General features: G+C 74.1%; 16 protein-coding genes. 11 read left to right on the top strand and 5 right to left on the bottom strand.

All coding sequences use genetic code 11. The features are described 5' to 3' along the window. Positions 1 to 93: 93 nt before the first annotated feature. The 8 genes from ACIRRS_RS09690 (at position 94) to ACIRRS_RS09655 (ending at position 11,201) form a co-directional block, all read left to right on the top strand. Positions 94 to 1,053 (top strand): metallophosphoesterase, encoded by a 960-nt coding sequence (locus tag ACIRRS_RS09690; protein ID WP_402967238.1) that lies wholly within the window; start codon positions 94 to 96, stop codon positions 1,051 to 1,053. 514 nt (positions 1,054 to 1,567) lie between these two features. Next, a complete protein-coding gene (locus tag ACIRRS_RS09685) occupies positions 1,568 to 2,515 on the top strand; it encodes a TauD/TfdA dioxygenase family protein (protein WP_402967235.1) in 948 nt (315 codons plus the stop codon). A gap of 66 nt (positions 2,516 to 2,581) precedes the next feature. Beyond that, on the top strand, positions 2,582 to 3,775 hold the full coding sequence (locus ACIRRS_RS09680; RefSeq protein ID WP_402967232.1) for an ROK family protein: 1,194 nt from the start codon (positions 2,582 to 2,584) through the stop codon (positions 3,773 to 3,775). Positions 3,776 to 3,825: 50 nt separating this feature from the next. Continuing rightward, positions 3,826 to 5,415, top strand: coding sequence for an ABC transporter substrate-binding protein (locus ACIRRS_RS09675; protein WP_402967229.1), 1,590 nt, complete (start codon positions 3,826 to 3,828; stop codon positions 5,413 to 5,415). Positions 5,416 to 5,427: 12 nt separating this feature from the next. After that, on the top strand, positions 5,428 to 6,372 hold the full coding sequence (locus ACIRRS_RS09670; protein ID WP_402967226.1) for an ABC transporter permease: 945 nt from the start codon (positions 5,428 to 5,430) through the stop codon (positions 6,370 to 6,372). A 4-nt stretch (positions 6,373 to 6,376) separates the two neighbouring features. Next, positions 6,377 to 7,228, top strand: a complete 852-nt coding sequence (locus ACIRRS_RS09665) for an ABC transporter permease (RefSeq protein ID WP_402967223.1) — start codon at positions 6,377 to 6,379, stop codon at positions 7,226 to 7,228. Next, on the top strand, positions 7,225 to 8,841 hold the full coding sequence (locus tag ACIRRS_RS09660; RefSeq protein WP_402967221.1) for an ABC transporter ATP-binding protein: 1,617 nt from the start codon (positions 7,225 to 7,227) through the stop codon (positions 8,839 to 8,841). Before ACIRRS_RS09665 ends, ACIRRS_RS09660 begins: the two co-directional genes overlap by 4 nt. Further along, positions 8,838 to 11,201 carry an arylsulfatase gene (locus ACIRRS_RS09655; protein WP_402967219.1) on the top strand — a complete coding sequence of 788 codons (2,364 nt, stop codon included), beginning with the start codon at positions 8,838 to 8,840 and terminating at the stop codon, positions 11,199 to 11,201. The genes ACIRRS_RS09660 and ACIRRS_RS09655 overlap by 4 nt, the downstream gene beginning before the upstream one ends. A 51-nt stretch (positions 11,202 to 11,252) precedes the next feature. On the opposite strand, the gene ACIRRS_RS09650 is transcribed toward ACIRRS_RS09655, so the two are convergent. The 4 genes from ACIRRS_RS09650 to ACIRRS_RS09635 all read right to left on the bottom strand — a co-directional run bounded on the left by ACIRRS_RS09650 (position 11,253) and on the right by ACIRRS_RS09635 (position 15,743). Beyond that, positions 11,253 to 13,025 (bottom strand): hypothetical protein, encoded by a 1,773-nt coding sequence (locus ACIRRS_RS09650; protein WP_402967217.1) that lies wholly within the window; start codon positions 13,023 to 13,025, stop codon positions 11,253 to 11,255. Between the two features lie 85 nt (positions 13,026 to 13,110). After that, complete coding sequence (locus tag ACIRRS_RS09645; protein WP_402967215.1) at positions 13,111 to 13,863, bottom strand: FAD:protein FMN transferase; 753 nt, start codon at positions 13,861 to 13,863, stop codon at positions 13,111 to 13,113. Further along, entirely contained in the window at positions 13,860 to 14,324 is a 465-nt protein-coding gene (locus tag ACIRRS_RS09640) for an FMN-binding protein (protein ID WP_402967213.1), read from the bottom strand. The genes ACIRRS_RS09645 and ACIRRS_RS09640 overlap by 4 nt, the downstream gene beginning before the upstream one ends. Before the next feature lie 60 nt (positions 14,325 to 14,384). Further along, complete coding sequence (locus ACIRRS_RS09635) at positions 14,385 to 15,743, bottom strand: ferric reductase-like transmembrane domain-containing protein (protein WP_402967211.1); 1,359 nt, start codon at positions 15,741 to 15,743, stop codon at positions 14,385 to 14,387. Positions 15,744 to 15,960: 217 nt separating this feature from the next. Here ACIRRS_RS09635 and ACIRRS_RS09630 point away from each other — a divergent pair, with 217 nt between their 5' ends. The 3 genes from ACIRRS_RS09630 to ACIRRS_RS09620 are packed head-to-tail and all read left to right on the top strand — an operon-like array spanning position 15,961 to position 18,330. Then, positions 15,961 to 16,680 (top strand): response regulator transcription factor, encoded by a 720-nt coding sequence (locus ACIRRS_RS09630; protein WP_402967209.1) that lies wholly within the window; start codon positions 15,961 to 15,963, stop codon positions 16,678 to 16,680. Then, positions 16,677 to 18,161, top strand: coding sequence for a sensor histidine kinase (locus ACIRRS_RS09625; RefSeq protein WP_402967207.1), 1,485 nt, complete (start codon positions 16,677 to 16,679; stop codon positions 18,159 to 18,161). Before ACIRRS_RS09630 ends, ACIRRS_RS09625 begins: the two co-directional genes overlap by 4 nt. Positions 18,162 to 18,180: 19 nt before the next feature. After that, complete coding sequence (locus ACIRRS_RS09620) at positions 18,181 to 18,330, top strand: hypothetical protein (protein ID WP_402967205.1); 150 nt, start codon at positions 18,181 to 18,183, stop codon at positions 18,328 to 18,330. 13 nt (positions 18,331 to 18,343) lie between these two features. Here ACIRRS_RS09620 and ACIRRS_RS09615 read toward each other — a convergent pair whose 3' ends face one another. Further along, positions 18,344 to 18,712: a YciI family protein gene (locus tag ACIRRS_RS09615; protein ID WP_402967203.1), complete on the bottom strand. Its 369-nt coding sequence runs from the start codon at positions 18,710 to 18,712 to the stop codon at positions 18,344 to 18,346. Between the last annotated feature and the right edge of the window lie 60 nt (positions 18,713 to 18,772).

Below are 18,772 nucleotides of genomic sequence, written 5' to 3'. Positions count from 1 at the left end.
CGGCCATCGATGTGGCAGTTGTGCCACTTTCTTAGTGTCGGCTGCACCGGCCACGACCCCGTGGCCTGATCCCGCAGCACTGTGAGGGCCCCCATGAACCACCGCGTGGACACCACCGCCCCCGAGGCCATCGGCATCGTCCAGATCTCCGACCTGCACTTCCGCGACGGGGCCGGCGCCCGGACGTTCGTCGCCCACGAGCCCCAGGACGGTCTGGCGGCGGTGCTCGTCCACGCCGAACAGGCGATCGGGACCTCCGCCGCGGTGATCGCCACCGGCGATCTGGCGGACCTCGGCGAACCCGACTCGTACGCGCGGCTCGGCGAGGCACTGGGCGCGCTGCCGGTGCCCGTCTACTGCCTGGCGGGCAACCACGACCGTCAGGACCCGATGCAGGCGTGCCTGCCCCGCCCCAACGTGCACCTGGAGCCCGCCGTGCAGGTGGGGAACTGGCTCATGCTCCTCCTCGACACCAACGCCCACGGGCTCCGGGCCGAGGCCGACGGCACCTACGTCGACCGTGAGGACCGGGTGCACGCGGCCTCCCATCCGGGCCTCACCCCGGTCGAGGAGAAGCGCGCCCGGGCCATCCTGACGGCCACCCGTGCGGACCACGTCTTCCTGTGGCTCCACCAGCCGCCGCTGCCCGAGATCACCCCGGCGGCCCAGGGCGACAGCGAACTCGCCCGGCTGGTGCGCGACTTCCCCGCGATCCGGGCGATCGGAGCGGGCCACCTGCACGGCGACCTCTCCGGCGAGTTCGAGGGCCGTCCGGTCTACGTCGCCCCGTCCACGTTCATGAGCATCGACCCTCCGAACCGCGCCTTCGAGGGGCCCGGCTACCGCACGTACCTGCTGCACCCCGACGGCCGGATCGAGACCGAGGTCCACATCGTGCCCGGCGCACTGACCGACGCCCTGCGCACCGCCCCCCTGCCCCCGTTCTTCACCGACCTGCTGACGGGCACGGTCACCACGGACGAGCTCGCCGCGCTCAGCGACGCGGAGTTCGAGGAGCGGTACGGCGAGCCCCGGCCGATGCGCCGCTCGTAGCCCCCGGTACGCCCGAGCAGGCGGTGATCCTCGCGGTGTCGCGCGAAGATCACCGCCTGCTCGCGCGTTCCGGGCCCGAGGCGTTTACTTCCGCTCCGCAATTTAGTCTCCGACCCGGGCCCGGGACTAGGCCGAACTCCCGGTCGAAGCACGCCCGCCACACCTTCGACACCTGCCGCAACGTACGGCCAAGGGGCTGCAACACCCGTTCTCAGCAGGCATGTTGACGATTGACATCCGGCCGCGGCGTCAGCACGATGAGCGCCGAGCCCACTCGTAGCGAGACGGAAGGAGGGGCCGTGCACACCGCCGATCGCCGTGTTCCGTGCTCCGTTCCCGCTCGCTGCCGGTGTTGTCGCCGCGCGCTCGCGCACTGACCGCCCGCCGGGGCCCTCCCTCTCACGCGTCCCCGCGGCCGGAACTCCGCCGCGCCGCCGGGCCCTGCCGTGCTCCGTCGCACCGCCACACCGCCACACCGCCATCACGCAAGCACGCCCAGTCGAAGGGAACCGTCATGACCACCGCCCTGACCGAACTCCGCCTCACCCCCGCCGCCGGCCGGATCGGCGCCGTCGTCCACGACCTGCGCCTCGGGGGCGACCTGCCCGCCGAGACCGTCGCCGCCCTGGAGGCCGCCCTCTACGAGCACAAGGTGCTCTTCTTCCGCGGCCAGCAGCACCTCGACGACGCCGCGCACGAGGCCTTCGCCCGCCTGCTGGGCCAGCCGGTCGGGCACCCGACCGTCCCCAGCGCGGACGGCCGCTACATCTTCGAGCTGGACGCGACGAAGGGCGTGCGCGCCAACAACTGGCACACCGACGTCACGTTCGTCCCGTCCTACCCGAAGGCGTCGATCCTGCGCGCCCTCGAACTCCCGACGGCAGGCGGCAGCACGGTCTGGGCCAACACGGCGGCGGCCTACCAGGACCTGCCCGCGCCGCTGAAGGCCCTGGCCGACGGCCTGCGCGCCGTCCACACCAACGACTACGACTACGCCGCGAACCTGGCGCTGCGGCCCGAGCTGGCCGACAACGCCGAGGTGGCGAAGCTGTTCCGCGAGGTGTTCGTCTCCACCGCGTTCAAGACCGAGCACCCGGTGGTCCGCGTGCACCCGGTGACGGGTGAGCGCACGCTCCTCCTCGGCGCTTTCGCCCAGAGCGTCCAGGGCGTCTCCGGCGCCGACAGCAGGGCCCTCATCGGCATCTTCCAGCGGTACGTCGAGCGGCTGGAGAACACCGTCCGCTGGGACTGGCAGGTCGGCGACGTCGCCGTCTGGGACAACCGCGCCACCCAGCACTACGCCGTCGCCGACTACGGCGACGACCCGCGTCTGGTCCGCCGGATCACCCTGGACGGCGACCTTCCGGTGGGGGTGGACGGCACCCCCAGCCGTCTGCTCGCGCCCGCCGACCCGCCCCGGGTGGCCGGGCTGGTCCCCGCCGAGGAGCTCGAAGCCGCCTGATCCGCGCCGCCTGATCCGTACGACTCGAACCGCACCACCCGATCCGCGCCGACAGGACCGACGACCATGACGACCACCACCGGAGTCCGCCCCCGCACCGGGGACGACCGCCGGGACGCCAACGCCGCCACCGTCCTGCGCACGGTGCTCGACCACGGGCCGGTCGCCCGCAGCCGGGTCGCCGCGCTCACCGGGCTCAGCGCCTCCGCGGTGTCCCGGCAGGTGGTGGACCTCATGGGATCCGGACTCCTGCGCGAGCACCCGGAGTTGGCGGGCACCGGCACGCTGGGCCGCCCGCAGCTCCCGGTGGACGTGGACACCGACCGCCTCGCGGTGGCCGGACTGCACATCGGCCTGCCGGGCACCACCTTCGCCCTGCTCGACCTGCGCGGCCGGGTGCTGCACCGGCAGGAGATCTCCCACCGGGGCCGCACCGGAGCCGCCGTGCTGAGGCCGCTGCTGGCGCGCCTTCCCCGGCTGATCGCCGCCCGGCGCGGCGGGCGGACGGTCGTCGGGGTGGGCGCCGTGACGGGTGGCACGGTCGACCCCGTACGCGGGGTGACGATCCGTCACGATCCTCTGGAATGGCGTGACGTGCCGCTTCGGGACCTGCTCCGGGCGGCCACCGGGCTCCCCGTGCAGGTCGACAACCACGCCCGGGCGCTCACCCTCGCCGAGATCCTGTTCGGCCACCCGGCGGCCCGCCGGAGCGTGGTGCACCTGTTCGTCGGCCACGTGGTGGACGCGGCGCTGGCGGTCGCGGGCACGGTCCACCTGGGACCGCCGTCCGCGACCGGCGACGTCGGCCACCTGCCCGTGCCGGACAGCGAGGAACCCTGTCGCTGCGGCCGGCACGGGTGTCTCGCGGTGGCCGCCTCGGACACGACGCTGTTCGCGGCGGCCGCCCGGGAGGGGATCACCGCCGGGCCGGACCGGGCCGGGCTGATCGCCGCCGTCCGGGAGGGCGACCGGCGGGCGGACCGGCTGGTCCGCGAGCGCGCCCGGGTGATCGGGCGGGCGCTCGCCCTGCTGGCCGACGTCGTCAATCCGGACCTGCTCGTCCTCACCGAGACCTTCGCCCTCATCGACCCGGTCTACCTCGACGTCGTCCGCGCCGAGTTCGCCCTCCGCTCGCACCTGCACCGGGACGCCGACCTGCTGATCGGTCAGCGGCACGGCGCCGACGTCCTCGCCGTCGCGGCCGGCGCGGCGTTCCTCGGTGAGCTCTACGCCCGCCCCTTCCGCACCCTCACCACCTGACCACCGCCCCCGGTCTCCGACCACACCGCCCCGATCGAAGGACCCGCCCGATGACCGCGTTCACCACACCACCCGCCCACGGCGTGACCCGCCGCGCCCTGCTGCGCGGCGGCCTCGCCGGAACCGGCCTGCTGGCGCTGGCGGCCTGCCGGTCGGCCACCGACACGGCCGCCTCCTCCGCCACCGGCGGGGCGGCCGGACCACGCAGGGGCGGTGTCCTCACCGTCGGCACCGGAATCGACTTCACCCCCGGCCTGCTCTTCGCCCAGAGCGCCAACACCCTCGTCCAGCGTCTCGTCTTCAACACCCTGACCAGGTACGACGACCAGCTCCGCCCGCAGCCCGAACTCGCCACCTCCTGGCAGGTCGCCCCGGACGGCAGGAGCGTCACGCTCAAGCTGCGCGAGGACGTACGGTTCCACGGCGGGCGCCGGTTCACCGCCGACGACGTCGTGTTCGCCGTCAAGAACCTCCAGAACCCGGCCCGCTCCGCCCAGTTGCGCGCCACGGCCGCAGCCGTCACCGACTTCCGCAAGAACGGCGACTTCGAACTCACCCTGGTCCTGGCCCACCCCGTCAGCAATCTGTTCGACCTCTTCGAGTTCATGATCATCCCGGACTCGGCCACCGTCGAGGACGCCGTCGCCGGGACCAGGCTGATCGGCACCGGCCCGTTCACCTTCACCGAGCGCCGGCCGGGCTCCTCGATCACCTTCGCGCGCAACCCGGACCACTGGCTCCCGGACCGCCCCCACCTCGACGGCGTGGAGATCCGGATCGTTCCGCAGGCCGAGTCCCTCCTGTCCTCCCTGCGCACCGGCCAGACCCACCTCTCCTACAACATCCGCGGCAAGGACGTCGCCACCCTCAGGAACGACCCGCTGTTCCGGATCAAGCAGTACGACACCGGCGCAGGCGCCTACTACATCGGCGTGAACCTCACCGCCGAGCACGTCGGGGACAAGCGCGTCCGCCAGGCCATCGCCTGGGCGATCGACCGCGACCGCTTCCTCCAGCAGGCGCTCGGCGGCTACGGCACCGTCTCCTCCACCCCCTGGCCGAAGTCCTCCCCCGCCTACCGCGAGGCCGACGCCGCCCGCTACCGCCACGACCCCGACCGGGCCCGCGCCCTGCTCAAGGAGGCCGGGGTCGGCCCGATCACCCTCCCGTTCGCCCACTCCTCCGATCCCGGCTCCACCGCCGTCGCGCAGATCCTGCAGTACGACCTCCAGCAGGTCGGGATCCAGACCGTCCTGCAGCCCACCGACTCGCCGACGATGCAGAAGCAGCTCATCTCCCAGTCCATGCCCGCCCTGTGGACGCTCAGCCACGGCTTCGCCCAACTCCAGCCCTCCACACTGGCGGTGAGCGCCTACCCGTTCAACGAGGCCAAGAACAGCTCCCACTTCAGCTCGCCCGCCTACACCGACGTCGTGCAGAAGGCCTGGAACCGCCCCGACAGCGACGGCGCCGAGGCCAAGACCCTCCACCAGCAGATCACCGAGATCCTGCTGGACGAGTCCTTCGTGATCGACCTGGCCATCGCCGGCCTGATCGAGGTCGCCGGCAGCAAGGTCCGCGGCGCGGACCTCAACAAGTTCGGCTACCTCAACCTCGACGACGCCTACCTCACCGCCTGACGGAGCCCGACCGTGCGCACCTTCCTCCTCAAACGGCTCCCCAGCGGGCTGCTCGTCCTCCTCCTCGCCTCCTTCCTGGTTTTCCTGATCCTGCGGCTGATCCCCGGCGATCCGGCCACCACCCTGGCCGGCCCGGACGCCACCCAGGCCACCGTCGACGCCATCCGCGCCCGACTCGGGCTCGACCAGCCGCTGTTCACCCAGTACGTCCAGTGGCTCGGCCACCTGCTGACCGGCGACCTCGGACCGAGCTACGCGATCGGCGGCCAGGTCTCCGACCTGATCGGCAACGGAATCGCCGCCACCGTCCAACTCACGCTCGGTGCCCTGCTGCTGGTCGTCCTGATCGCCGTGCCGCTGGCCATCCTCGGCGCCACCAGCACGCGCCGCGCGGTCACGGCGACCGTCCAGGCCGTCACCACGGCCGTCCTCGCCGTGCCGCCGTTCGTCACCGGCGTCCTCCTCGTCCTCCTCTTCGCCGTCACGCTCGGCCTGCTCCCGGCCGGCGGGCACGAATCCCTGCTCGACGCCCCCGACCTGGCCGTCCAGTACCTGCTGATGCCCGCCCTCTGCCTGGCCCTGCCCAGCGCCGCCGTCCTCGCCCGCTACCTGAAGAACGGCATCGAACGGGCCCTCGGCGAGGACTACGTGCGCACCGCGACCGCCCTCGGCGTCTCCCGCCGGCGCATCCTGTGGCAGCACGCCCTGCCCAACGCCCTGCCGCCCGCCCTCACCGTGCTCGGCCTCCAGATCGGCCAACTCATCGCCGGGGCGGTCCTGGTGGAGCGGATCTTCGCCTGGCCCGGCCTCGGCCAGCTCATCGAGCAGGGCGTGCTGCGGCGGGACTACCCCGTCGTGCAGGACCTGCTGCTGCTCGTCGTCGCCGGCTACGTCGCCGTCCAGCTGCTCACCGACCTCGCGTACGCCTGGCTCGACCCCCGAGTCCGGTGGGAGTGACCTCATGACCACCACCACTGCCCCCGCCCGCTCCCACACCCGCCACCGAAACCCCTACCTGGCCGGCCTGTCGACCTGGCGCGGCCTCACGGGGCTCGCCCTGGTCGGCCTCGTCGCCCTCGCCGGGCTGCTCGCACCACTGCTCAGCGACGCCGACCCGAACGCCCAGGGGCCCCTCGCCCTCGCCCGGCCCGGCGCCGAGCACCCCTTCGGGACGGACGACCTGGGGCGAGACCTGTTCGCCCGGGTGCTCCACGGCATCGCCACCGACCTCTCGATCATCCTGCTCGCCGTCCCGGCCGGCGCCCTCCTCGGCTGCGCGTCCGCCCTGCTGGCCGTCAGTTCCCGGTGGGCCGACCTCGCCGTCCAGCGGCTCTTCGACCTGCTGCTCTCCTTCCCCGGCCTGATCCTCGGGCTCGCCGTCACCGCCGTTCTGGGGCCCGGCCGCTGGACCGTCGCACTCGTCATCGCGATCGCCGAAGTCCCGTACTTCGGACGGCAGTTGCGGGCAGGCATCCTGGTCCAGCAGGAACGCGAGTACGCGGTGGCGGCGCGGGTCGGCGGCGCGACCCGGAGCAGGGTCCTGCTGCGGCACGTCGTCCCCAACGCCGTGGACCCGCTGATCGTCCAGACCGCCGTGGCGCTCTCCGTCGGCGTCTTCATCGAGGGCGCGCTGAGCTTCCTCGGCCTGGGTGTCCGACCGCCGGAGCCCACCCTCGGCAGCATCCTCAGCCAGTCCGTCGCCTACCTCGACACCGACCCCGCCTTCGCCGCCGCCCCGCTGGCCGCCACCACCGCCCTGGTGCTCGGCTTCACCCTGGTCGCCGAGGCCCTGAACCGGGGGATACGCCGATGACCGCCGCCCTGCACGTCCGCGACCTCACCGTGGAGTTCGACGGAGCAGCGGAAGCCGCCGTCGACGGCGCCGCCTTCGACCTCGCTCCCGGCGACACCCTCGGTATCGTCGGCGAGTCCGGCTCCGGCAAGTCCACCACCGCCCTCACCCTGCTCCGCATGCTCCCGGCCGGCGGCCGGATCACCAGCGGCTCGGTCGACCTGACCGGTCAGGACCTCGCGGCCCTGCCCGAGGACGGCCTGCGGGCCCTGCGCGGACGGCGGATCGCGATGATCTTCCAGGACCCGATGTCCTCGCTGAACCCGGTCCTCACGATCGGCAAGCAGCTGGACGAGGCGCTGCGCGCTCACGGCTCCCTCACGCGCTCCGAACGCCGGGATCGCGCAGTCGAGTTGCTCGACCTCGTCGGCATCCCGGACGCGGCCGGCCGACTGCGCGACCATCCGCACCAGTTCTCCGGCGGGCAGCGCCAGCGCATCATGATCGCCCTCGCGCTCGCCCACGACGCGGAGGTGCTCGTCGCCGACGAACCCACCACCGCGCTCGACCCGACCGTCCAGCGGCAGATCCTGCGCCTGCTCACCCGGATCAACCGGGAGAACGGCACCGCCCTCGTCGTCATCAGCCACGACCTCGGCGTCATCGCCCACACCTGCCGCCGTCTCCTCGTCATGCGCGAGGGCCGGATCGTCGAGCGGGGTGACACCGCCGACGTCCTCGAGGCGCCGCAACACCCGTACACCCAGGCCCTGCTGGCCGCCGTACCCCGGCTGGAGACCCCGTCGGGCGCCGCCGCCAACAGCACCCCCGGCCCCGAGCCCCTGCTCACCGTCACCGGTCTGCGCAAGACCTACGGCCCGCGCCGCCGCCCCGTCACCGCCCTCGACGGCGTGGACCTCGTCCTGCATCCCGGCGAAACCCTCGGCCTGGTCGGCGAATCCGGCTCCGGCAAGTCCACACTCGCCAAGGCCCTCGTCCAGGTGCACGCTCCCTCCGCGGGCAGCATCCGCTTCCGCGGCGGGGAACTCGGGCGCACACCGCGCCGGGAGATTCAGATGGTCTTCCAGGACCCCTATTCCTCGCTCAACCCCCGGATGACCGTGGGCCAGATCATCGCCGAGCCCCTGCTCAACCACGGCCTCGGCGACCGCGCGCAGCGCGCCGCCCGGGTCGGCGAACTGCTGCGCCAGGTCGGCCTCGACCCGGCGACGGCCTCCCGGTACCCGCGCTCCTTCTCCGGCGGCCAGCGCCAGCGGATCGGCATCGCCCGCGCGCTGGCGCCCGAACCGAGCGTGCTGGTCTGCGACGAACCCGTCTCCGCCCTCGACGTGTCGATCCAGGCCCAGGTCATCGACCTGCTCGCCCGGCTCCAGCGCGAGCTGGGCCTGGCCGTCCTCTTCATCGCCCACGACCTCGCCGTCGTCCGCCGGGTCAGCCACCGGATCGCCGTGATGCACCGCGGCCGGATCGTCGAGACCGGCCCCGCCGACCGGGTCGTCACCGCGCCCGAACACCCGTACACCGCCGAACTCCTGGCCGCCGTCCCGCGCCTCGACACGACCGGGGCCACCCTGCGAACCACCCCGCGACCCACGACACGGAGCACCGCATGACCAGCGCCGACGCCGACGCCAACGCCACCGGCACCCCCGACGACCCGCACCGCCGCGACCCGTACGCCGGTTTCCCGGGCACCGTCGGCCGCACCTTCGCCGAGTCCACGCCCGCCTGGCCCGGCAGGGTCCGCCCGCGCGAGGGTGCACCCAACATCGTCGTCGTGCTCATCGACGACATGGGGTACAGCGACATCGGCCCGTTCGGCGCCGAGATCCCCACCCCCACGCTCGACCGGCTCGCCGCCACCGGCGTCCGGCTCGCCAACTACCACACCATGCCGCTCTGCTCGCCCGCCCGCGCGGCCCTGCTCACCGGCCTCAACCCGCACCGCGTCGGCTACTCCTTCGTCGCCAACGCCGACCCCGGCTTCCCCGGCTACGGCATGGAGGTCGCCGCAGACATCCCCACCCTCGCCGAACTCCTCCACGACACCGGCTACGCCACCTACGCCGTCGGCAAGTGGCACCTCACCCGCGACTCCGCCTCCAGCGCCGCCGACGACCGCGCCAACTGGCCGATCCAGAAGGGCTTCGACCAGTACTACGGCGTCCTGGAGGGCCTGACCAGCCTCTTCCACCCGCACCAGCTCGTCCGCGACAACAGCCCGCTGGACATCGACGAGTTCCCCGACGGCTACTACTACACCGACGACCTCACCGACCAGGCCATCGCCATGGTCAAGTCCCTGCGCGCGCACGACGCCGACAAGCCCTTCTTCCTCTACCTCGCCCACAACGCCGTCCACGGTCCGCTCCAGGCCAAGCCCGAGGACCTCGCCCGCCACCGGGGCCGCTACGACGGAGGCTGGGACGAACTGCGCACCTCCCGCTTCGCCCGTCAGCTCGCCGCGGGCCACTTCCCGCCCGGCACCGAGCTGCCCGACCGCAACTCCGAGGCCGGGTACGAGGTCGGCCCCTGGGACGAACTCACCCCGGTCCAGCAGAAGTTGTACGCCCGATACATGGAGGTGTACGCGGCGATGGTCGACAACGTCGACCAGAACCTCGGCCGCCTCACCGACACCCTCGCGGCCCTCGGCGAGCTCGACAACACCATCATCCTGTTCACCTCCGACAACGGAGGCACCGGCGAGGGCGGCGCGGAGGGCACCCGCAGCTACTTCAGCCGCTTCGTCCACCACCCGCGCCTTCCCGAGGACTGGAACCCGGACGTCGAGCGCGAGATCGGCCTGATCGGCGGCCCGCAGAGCCTCGTCCACTACCCGCGCGGCTGGGGCATGGCCTCCAACACCCCGTTCCGCCTCTACAAGGGCCAGACCTACGCGGGCGGCGTGCGCGTGCCGTTCGTCCTCTCCTGGCCCGCCGGCCTCCCGCGTGCCGAGGGCGACGACGGTGTCCGGGCCCAGTACCAGTACGTCACGGACATCCTGCCGACCCTCCTCGAACTCGCGGGCGTGGAACGGCCGTCCTCGCGCCGGGGCGCTCCCGTCCAGTCCCTGGACGGCGTCAGCTTCGCCCCTGTCCTGAGCTCCGCCGAGGCGGCGAGCACCCGCGTCGAGCAGTACTGCGAGATGACCGGCAACCGCAGCCACTACCGCGACGGCTGGAAGCTCGTCACCCTGCACCAGCCGGGGGCGGCGTACGACGACAGCGAGTGGGCACTGTACGACCTCCGCACCGACCCGACCGAGATCCACGACGTGGCCGCCGAACACCCGGATCTGGTCAAGGAGTTGTCCGCCGCCTGGGAGGCCGCCGCCTGGCGCAACGGCGTCTTCCCGCTCGCCGACGGCAGCGGGTCCCTCGCCCTGCGCGGCCCGGAGGCCGAACGCCTCCGCCGCCCGGTCACCCTCCTCCCGGGCACCCCCGAACTGGAGCGCTACCGCTCGTCCCGGCTGATCTCCTTCCGCTCCTTCACCGTCGAAACCGCCCTCGACCACCACGCCGAGGGCGACCAGGGCGTGCTGGTCTCGCACGGTGACCAGGGCGGCGGCTACAGCCTCTACATCGAGGACGGCCGGCTGCGCTTCGCCTACAACCAGTACGGCGAGCTGTTCGAGACGGACGCGGGGCCGGTCCCGGCGGGCACCCGGCTGATCACGCTGGAGGCGGCGGCCGTCGCGGACCTCAAGTGGGAGTTCCGGCTCACCGTCGACGGACGGGAAGCGGGCCGGCTCGGCCCCGTCCACCAGCTGATCGGCATGGCCCCGTTCCAGGGCATCAGCGTGGGAATCGACCGGAAGTCCCCGGTGTCGTGGCCCGTCCACGAACGCCACCGGTCCTTCCGCTACACCGGTGGCCTGCGCTCGGTGACCTACGTCCCCGGCGACCCCGCCCCGTACGACCCGGAGACGGTCGCCCAGGCCCTGAGGGAGGCGGCGGCGGCCTTCGAGTGACCGCGGGGCGGCCCGGGTCACGGACGACGTGCCCCGGGCGTGCCGGCGGGGTCAGGCCTCGTCCGGCCAGGGGTAGCCGAGGTCGGCCGCGTCCTCGCGGGTGTAGCCGTCGAGGCGGGCGTAGGTGGTCGGGTGGTGGTCGGTCAGACGGCACACGGCCGCGTCGACCTGGTCGAGGGAGGGGGTTCCGTCGTCCGGGATCAGCCAGCGGAAACGCAGGGGCCTGGCCTCGGGGGACGGCCGGTACCAGATCATCACCACGACCGTGTCCGGGTCGTCCGGGTTGGTATTGATCCAGCCCGGCTTGGAGTCCCAGCGGCCCAGGATCTCCGGGGCGTTGGTGAGCGTGGTCCTGATCCAGCGGGCGATGGTGCGGGCCGGCCAGGTCCAGGACCGGTCCGCCGTGGCCCGGGTGATCTCGGCGTCGTACTCGGCGGCGTCGAAGCGGTACGCGGGGAGTTCGGGCGCGGGCACCTGGTTGCCCGGCAGCGTGCGCGGGTGGCGCCAGTTCTCCCACACCACCTCCTCGCCGTCCCGGCGGACGGTGACCTGGAGGGCGCCGCAGCACCCCTCCGCGCAGTGCGCCTCGGCGAGTTGTACCTCGTGCGGCTCCTCGCGGGCCCGCAGGGCTCCGGCCGTGAGCAGGTGGTCGGGCGGGCTGCCGGGGCCGTATCCGAACACCGCCGGGACCACCGGCCGGCCGTCGACGAGGATGCGGGTCTCCGCACGCGCCTGCTCGGCGGGATCGCCTGCCACCACCTGGATGCGCAGGCGCCGGGGCTCGGCCGGGCGCTGGGCGAGCCGTCGTCTGCCGCGGTGGAACCAGGCGGTCCGGTGTCTCTGGTCGGGTGCGCCCACGGTGGCCCAGCGGGGGCCGGCGAGGAGGCGTTCGAGGGCCTGGAGGAGTTCGGCGCGTCGGCCCGGAGGCCAGTCCAGGAGGACGCCGGTGCCGGTGTCCAGGTCCTGGACGAGGGAGAGCAGCACGGCGGCGTTGTCGAGGGTGGGCGGCAGCTCGTCGGCGCGGGTGACCACCGTTCCGTACAGCGCGAGCGCGTCGGCGCAGGCCAGGAGGTCGCTCGGGTCGTCCGGCGAACGGCCCATCCGCGCGAGCAGCAGGGCGGCCCGGGCGAGGAGGTCGGTGTCGGACGGGTCCTCGCGCAGGAGGTGCGCCAGCCGGACGGCCTCCGCGATGCGCCGGGCGGCGGTGCTGGGGAGGCGGTCCGTGGGGAAGGCGAGCAGTTCCGTACGGGCGGTCGCACCGTCCTCGCGCCACAACGCCTCCACGAGTGGCCGCAGTTCGGGTCGGCGGGTGTGGAACAGGAGCCAGAGCGCGGCGGAACGGCGGCGGTCGAGGACGTCGAGGGCCCGGACTGCGAGCGTGCCGAGGTCCCGGTAGAGGCCGAGGACGGCGAGGTACGGGACGTCCTCGGGCTCGCCGACGCGGGCGAGCAGCGCGAGGCCGGCACCGACGCCGACCCTCGTCGTGCCGGTACGCGTCAGCTGCCGCCCGAGGGCGCGGGCCGTCGCCAACCTGTCTTCCGACAAGGGGAGTCGGGCGATGACGGCCGCGATCCGGTACGTGTGGAGCCCGGTGAGACCGAGGAGCGCGAAGCGGCGCAGAAGGGTGGCGGCATCGGCGGGCAGCGGGGTGAGCGCCCCCAGGACGAGGCCGTCCACATCGGCCCAGGGCGGGGCCTCGCCCGGCTCGGGCTCGTCGGGCAGGCGGTATCCGCGCGGAGGCGGCACGGCGGTGGGGTCGGCGCGCAGGCGGCCCAGCGCGCGGTCGTGGAGGGAGCGCCCGCGGCGCTCGGCCCGGGCGCTCACCGGGCGGAGGGGAACTCGATTCCGTTGCTCATGGGCGGCAGAGTGCCACGCCCGGCGGTCCTCTGTCGAACGAATTTACGGTCCGTCAGGCGGCCGTCCACCGGGCCAGGCCCGGGGTGGAGAGGCGGCGCCCGTCGGGGAGGATCGCGAGGGCTTCGAGGTCGGGGCGGGCGGCGGCCCAGGTGAGGGCCTGGTCGGGGCCCATGGCGAAGGCGGCGGTGGCGCAGGCGTCGGTGTCGGCGATCCGCCGGCCGACCAGGGTGAGGGAGGCCAGGGCGGTGGCCGGTCGGCCGGTGCGGGGGTCGTGGATGTGGGCGCCGCGCTCGGCGGTGCCGGAGGTGGCCACGGCCAGGTCGTGGCCGGTGATCACGGTGGCCAGGGCGCCGGGGTTCAGCGGGTCCGCGATCCCGATCCGCCAGGGGCCTCCGGCGGTCTGGACGTCGCCGCCGCCGCTGACGCAGTACTGGGAGGAGCCCCCGGCGCGCAGGGCGTCGGCGGCCTCCTCGATCGCCAGGCCCTTGACCCAGCCGCTCGGGTCGAGGCGCCCGGCGGGGTGGTCGGTGAAGTAGCCGTCCGTCTCCCCGGCGATCCGGGCGCACTGGCGCAGTGCCTCGGCGATCTCCGGGTCGCAGTCGGCGAGGGCGAGTTCGCCCCGGGCGAGGCGGCTGACGGGGCTGTCGGGGCGGTAGGTCGAGAACAGGGCGTCGAGGTGGTGCAGCCGGGCGGTGGCGCGGCGCAGGGCGGCGGCGGTGGCGGGGCCCGGGTCGCGCACGGTGAAGGAGAAGACGGTGCCCATGACGTGCTCGGCGTGCCGCAGCGGTGTGGTGGCGGCCGTCATGCGTGGGCCTTGTCGAGGGCGCTCTGGAGGGAGCGGGTGTAGCCGTCGCTGGTGTAGCTGGCGCCGGAGACGACGTCGATGGTGGCGCTCTGGGCGGCGATGGCCTCCTGGTTGAGCTGGGGCAGGGCGTAGGAGTTGATGGAGCGGTCGCGGCCGCTCTCGTTGGGGTACCGCACCACGTCGATGCGGGTGATCCTGCCTCCGTCGAGGGTGACCTTGACCTGCACGGGGCCGTAGCGGGTGTCGACGGAGTCGCCGGTGATGCTGCGGGTGGTTCCGGCGGCGGCGCTCGTGGTTGCCGAGGGCTGCGCGGCGGGCTGCGGGGCCGGTGCCTGTGCGGCCCCGGCGTCGGAGCTGATCGGACGGGTCGCGGCACCGGCCGCGCCCGCGTGCGGCTTCAGCGACAGCAGCAGCACCACGCCGGCGGCGGTGGCCGCGGTGGTGACGACGGCTCTGCGCACGTTCGTACTCCTCACAAGGCTGGCGGGGAAGGGGGTTCGGCGAGGGCGGTTCAGAAGGCGTCAGAAGGCGAAGGACTCGTGGTGCAGCCGGGAGCGCGGCACCCCGGCCGCCCGCAGGGCCCGGACGGCCTCGGTGGTCATCGCCTCCGGCCCGCACAGGTACACCTCGTGCCGGGCGAGGTCCGGCACCAGCCGGGCCAGGGCCGCGCCCAGGCCACCCACCTGCTCGCGGGAGCCGACCAGGTGGTGCACCCGGGCGCCCCGCCGCTCCGCCACGGCGGCCAACTCCTGGACGAACAGCAGGTCCTGGGTCCGCCGCGCCCGCTGCACCAGGGTCACCTCGCCCGGCAGCGTCTCGAACAGCGCCCGCAGCGGGGTGATCCCGACGCCCGCGCCGAGCAGCAGCACCTTGCGCTTGCGCTGCACCCTGCCGGTGAACGCCCCGTACGGGCCCTCGGCGCGCACCCGGGTGCCGGGGCGCAGCCGGGCGACGGCGGCGCTGTGCCCGCCGAGGGCCTTGACGGTGAAGCGCAGGAACCTCGGGTGCGGCGGCGCCGAGAGCGAGTAGGGGTTGGCGGCCCAGCGCAGGCCGGGCGCCTGGAACTGGAGGCGGAAGAACTGCCCGGCCTGGGCGCGCAGTTCGTCCAGGCGCTCGCCGGTGACGTACACGGAGACCACGCCCGGCGCCTCCTGGCGGACCTCGGCGACGCGCAGCCGGTGGCGGCGGTCGCGCAGGGCGGGGACGGCGAGGCGGAACCAGGCGATGAGGAGCGCGGTGCCGCCGTACAGCAGGTACCAGAGGGCGAGGCCGGGGCCGTCGCCGAGGTCGGAGCCGGTGCTGAGCTGGTGGCCGAAGGCGAGGGCGACGGCCAGGTAGGTGGCCAGGTGGAGGTGGTACCAGGTCTCGTAGCTCAGGCGGCGGCGGGCGGCCCGGGCGGAGACGGCGCCGGTGCCGAGCAGCAGGAGCATGCCGACCGCGGCCTTGAGCATGTCGGGGAAGTGGAAGACGATCTGCACGCCCTCGGCGAGGACGCCCTGGCCGTCGGTCAGCGCGTAGCCCCAGATGATCGTCAGCACGTGCGCGGTGACGAGGCCGACGAGCCAGCGGCCGCCGTACGCGTGCCAGCGGGCCAGGCGGTCGGCGCCGACCTCGCGTTCCAGCGGCGGAATCCGGGCCATGAGGAGGAGCAGCACCGGCGCGGCGTACCCGGCCAGCAGGCCGGTGATCCGGCCCGCGCCGGTGAGCCAACCGGCGGCTCCGGAGATCATGGCGGTGTCGCGCCACCAGGGCAGCAGGACGGCGAGCGCCCCGGCGGCGATCAGCGCGAGCGCGGCGGCGGGGACCAGCTGCGCGGGCGCCCTGCGCGGCGCGGCGGCCTGGGGGCCGGAGGTGCGGCGGTCCTGGGTGACGGTGCTCACGGGCGGGCCTCCCCTCGGTTTCTGCTTCGGTCGACTGGGCGGTCAGCCTCTCAGCCGAAGCTCTGAGTTCCCTCTGAACCTGCCGCGCCCCGGCGATCGTTTCCCCAGGTCAGGGCCAGTTTCGCGGGGCCTGCGGGGCATTGTGGATCTCACCGCTTTCTCATCGCGGACTGGAAGAATCGACGGCGTACCGCCCGCTCCCGCCCCCCGGAGTCCCATGGACCTCAGCCCCGACCGGCAGCCCTGGCGCATCCTGGTCGTCGACGACGAACCGGATCTGGTCGAGGTGCTCTGCGCGGCCCTGCGCTACGAGGGCTGGCAGGCCCGCGCGGCCGGGGACGGCGCGAGCGCCGTGGAGATCGCCGCCGAGTGGCGTCCGCACGCGGTGGTGCTGGACATGATGCTGCCGGACTTCGACGGCCTGGAGGTCCTGCGCCGCATCCACCTCGGCCGGCCGGAGGTGCGGGTGCTGTTCCTGACGGCGCGCGACGCCGTGGAGGACCGCATCGAGGGCCTGGCCGCCGGGGGCGACGACTACGTGACCAAGCCGTTCAGCCTGGCCGAGGTGGCCGTACGGCTGCGCAGCCTGCTGCGGCGCACCCCCGCCCAGCAGGCCGGGCCGCCCGGGCCGCCCGAGGGCGCGCTGGTGCTCGGCGACCTGGTGCTGGACGAGCGCGCCCGCGAGGTCACCCGGGGCGGCGAGGTGATCGAGCTCAGCCCGACCGAGTACGCGCTGCTGCTGCACCTCGTGCGCCATCCGAGGCAGGTGCTCAGCAAGGCGCAGATCCTGGAGGCGGTGTGGTCGTACGACTTCGGCGGGCGGGCGCACGTGGTGGAGCTGTACATCAGCTACCTGCGCCGCAAGCTCGACTCCGGGCGGCTGCCGATGATCCACACCGTGCGCGGGGCCGGGTACCTGATCAAGGCCGCTCCGTGAGGCGGCTGCCGCGGCTGGTGCCACGGACGCTGCGCTCGCGGCTGATCGCCGGGGTGCTGGCGCTGCTGGTGCTGACCTGCGGGGGCGTGAGCCTGGCCACCACCGAGCTGCTGCGGCACTTCCTGGTCGGCCGGCTCGACCAGCAGCTCGTCCAGACCGGGGCCCGCTACGCGGCCAGCCTGGAGCACTCCGGGGCCGGAACCGGCGCCGGACCGGGGACGGACACCCGGGCGCAGGCCCCCGGCACCTTCGGCGCCCGGCTGCTGAACGGGCAGGTCACCGCCGCCGGCGTCGTCGACGGCGACGCGGACGACGCCGAGGTCGCCGCCGGGGACCGCCCCGCCGACACCGACGACCTCGTCCCCCTCTCCCCCGCCGACCGCCGCCACCTGGCCGCCCTGCCCGCCGACGACTCCGCGCAGGGCATCCACCTCTCCACCCTCGGCGGCTACCGCGTCCGCGCGACCGCAGGGCGCGACGGCGACGTCCTGGTCACCGGCCTGCCCACGGGCCCGGTGGACGCGACGGTGCACAAGCTCGTGATGGTCGAACTGCTGGTCTTCGGCGTCGCCCTCGCCGCCACCGGGATCGCCGGGGCGGTGTGGGTGCGGCTCTCGCTGCGCCCGCTGGAGCGCGTCGCGGGGACGGCCGAGCGGGTCAGCGCCCTCTCGCTCGCCAGCGGCGCGGTGGCGCTGGACGAACGCGTCCCGGACGAGGACCCGCGCACCGAGGTCGGCCGGGTCGGCTCGGCGTTCAACCGGATGCTCGGTCACGTCGAGGACGCCCTCGCCCGGCGCCACCAGGTCGAGGAGCGGCTGCGCGCCTTCGCCGCCGACGCCGGGCACGAGCTGCGCACCCCGCTCGCCACCGTGCGCGGCCACGCCGAACTCGCGCTGCGCCACCCCGGCCCCGTACCGGCGGAGGTGCGGCACTCGCTGGGCCGCATCGAGGGCGAGGCCCGGCGGATGGGCGCGATCGTCGAGGACCTGCTGCTGCTCGCCCGCCTCGACGCCGGGCGGCCGCTGGCCGACGAGGAGGTCGACCTGACCAGGCTCGCCCTCGACGGCGCCGCCGACGCCCACGCCACCGCGCCCGGCCACCGCTGGCGGCTGGACCTGCCCGAGCGGCCCGTCCTCGTCCGGGGCGACGCGGACCGCCTGCGGCAGGTGGTCGCCAACCTGCTCGCCAACGCCGCCGCCCACACGCCGGAGGGCACCGAGGTCACGCTGCGGCTGGCCCCGTCCGGGGGCGGGGTGGCGCTGAGCGTCACCGACAACGGGCCGGGCATCGATCCGGCGCTGGTCGGGCAGGTCTTCGAGCGCTTCGTCCGCGGCGACGCGTCGCGTTCGCGGGCGGCCGGGAGCACGGGTCTCGGGCTGGCGATCGTACGGGCGGTGGTCGAGGCGCACGGCGGCGGCGTCGGGGTGGAGAGCAGCCCGGGGAGTACGGTCTTCACCGTGCGGTTGCCGCAGGGAAGTTGAGGGGCGGTAGGGTCGGCTGATGGAGACCCCGAACCCCGCCTGCCCCGCGCACGGGCCCGGTATCGACCCGTCCTGCCTGGTCGGCAGCCGGCTGGTCGGCGCGATGGCGTCCTGGCACGTCTACGACGGGGAGCCCGACGTCGAGCCGGGGGCGGGGACCTGCGGCTGACGGCGCTGGGGGCTCAGGCCTCCGGGTAGGCCGTGGTGTGCACCTCGCGGACCTCGACGCCCAGGCCGTCGATCGCGGCGTCCGGGATCAGGGCGGCCAGCTCGACGGCGCGCCCCAGGCTCGCGCACTCGACGAGGTAGAAGCCGCCCAGGTACTCCTTCGCCTCAAGGAACGGGCCGTCGGTGACCACCGGCTGCCCGCCCCGGACACTCACCACGACGGACCGGGACGGGTCGGCGAGGCCGTGCGGGGTGACCAGCTCGCCGGAGGCCGTCGCGGCGGCGACGAAGCGTCGGTGGCCGGCGCCGAGCGCGGCCCGCTCCTCCTCGGTGAGGGCGTCCATGACGGCGGGGTTGAGGTGAAGGGCGATCAGGAACGTCATCGAGTGGCTCCAGGTGCGTCGTGCTGCGCGCGTCGCGGGCCATCCTAGGCGCGCGGGGCG

It is taken from the genome of Kitasatospora sp. NPDC101183, assembly GCF_044767945.1.
GTDB lineage: Bacteria > Actinomycetota > Actinomycetes > Streptomycetales > Streptomycetaceae > Kitasatospora.
The sequence above is the reverse complement of the archived record's forward strand: the minus strand, read 5'-3'. Positions and strand labels throughout refer to the sequence as shown.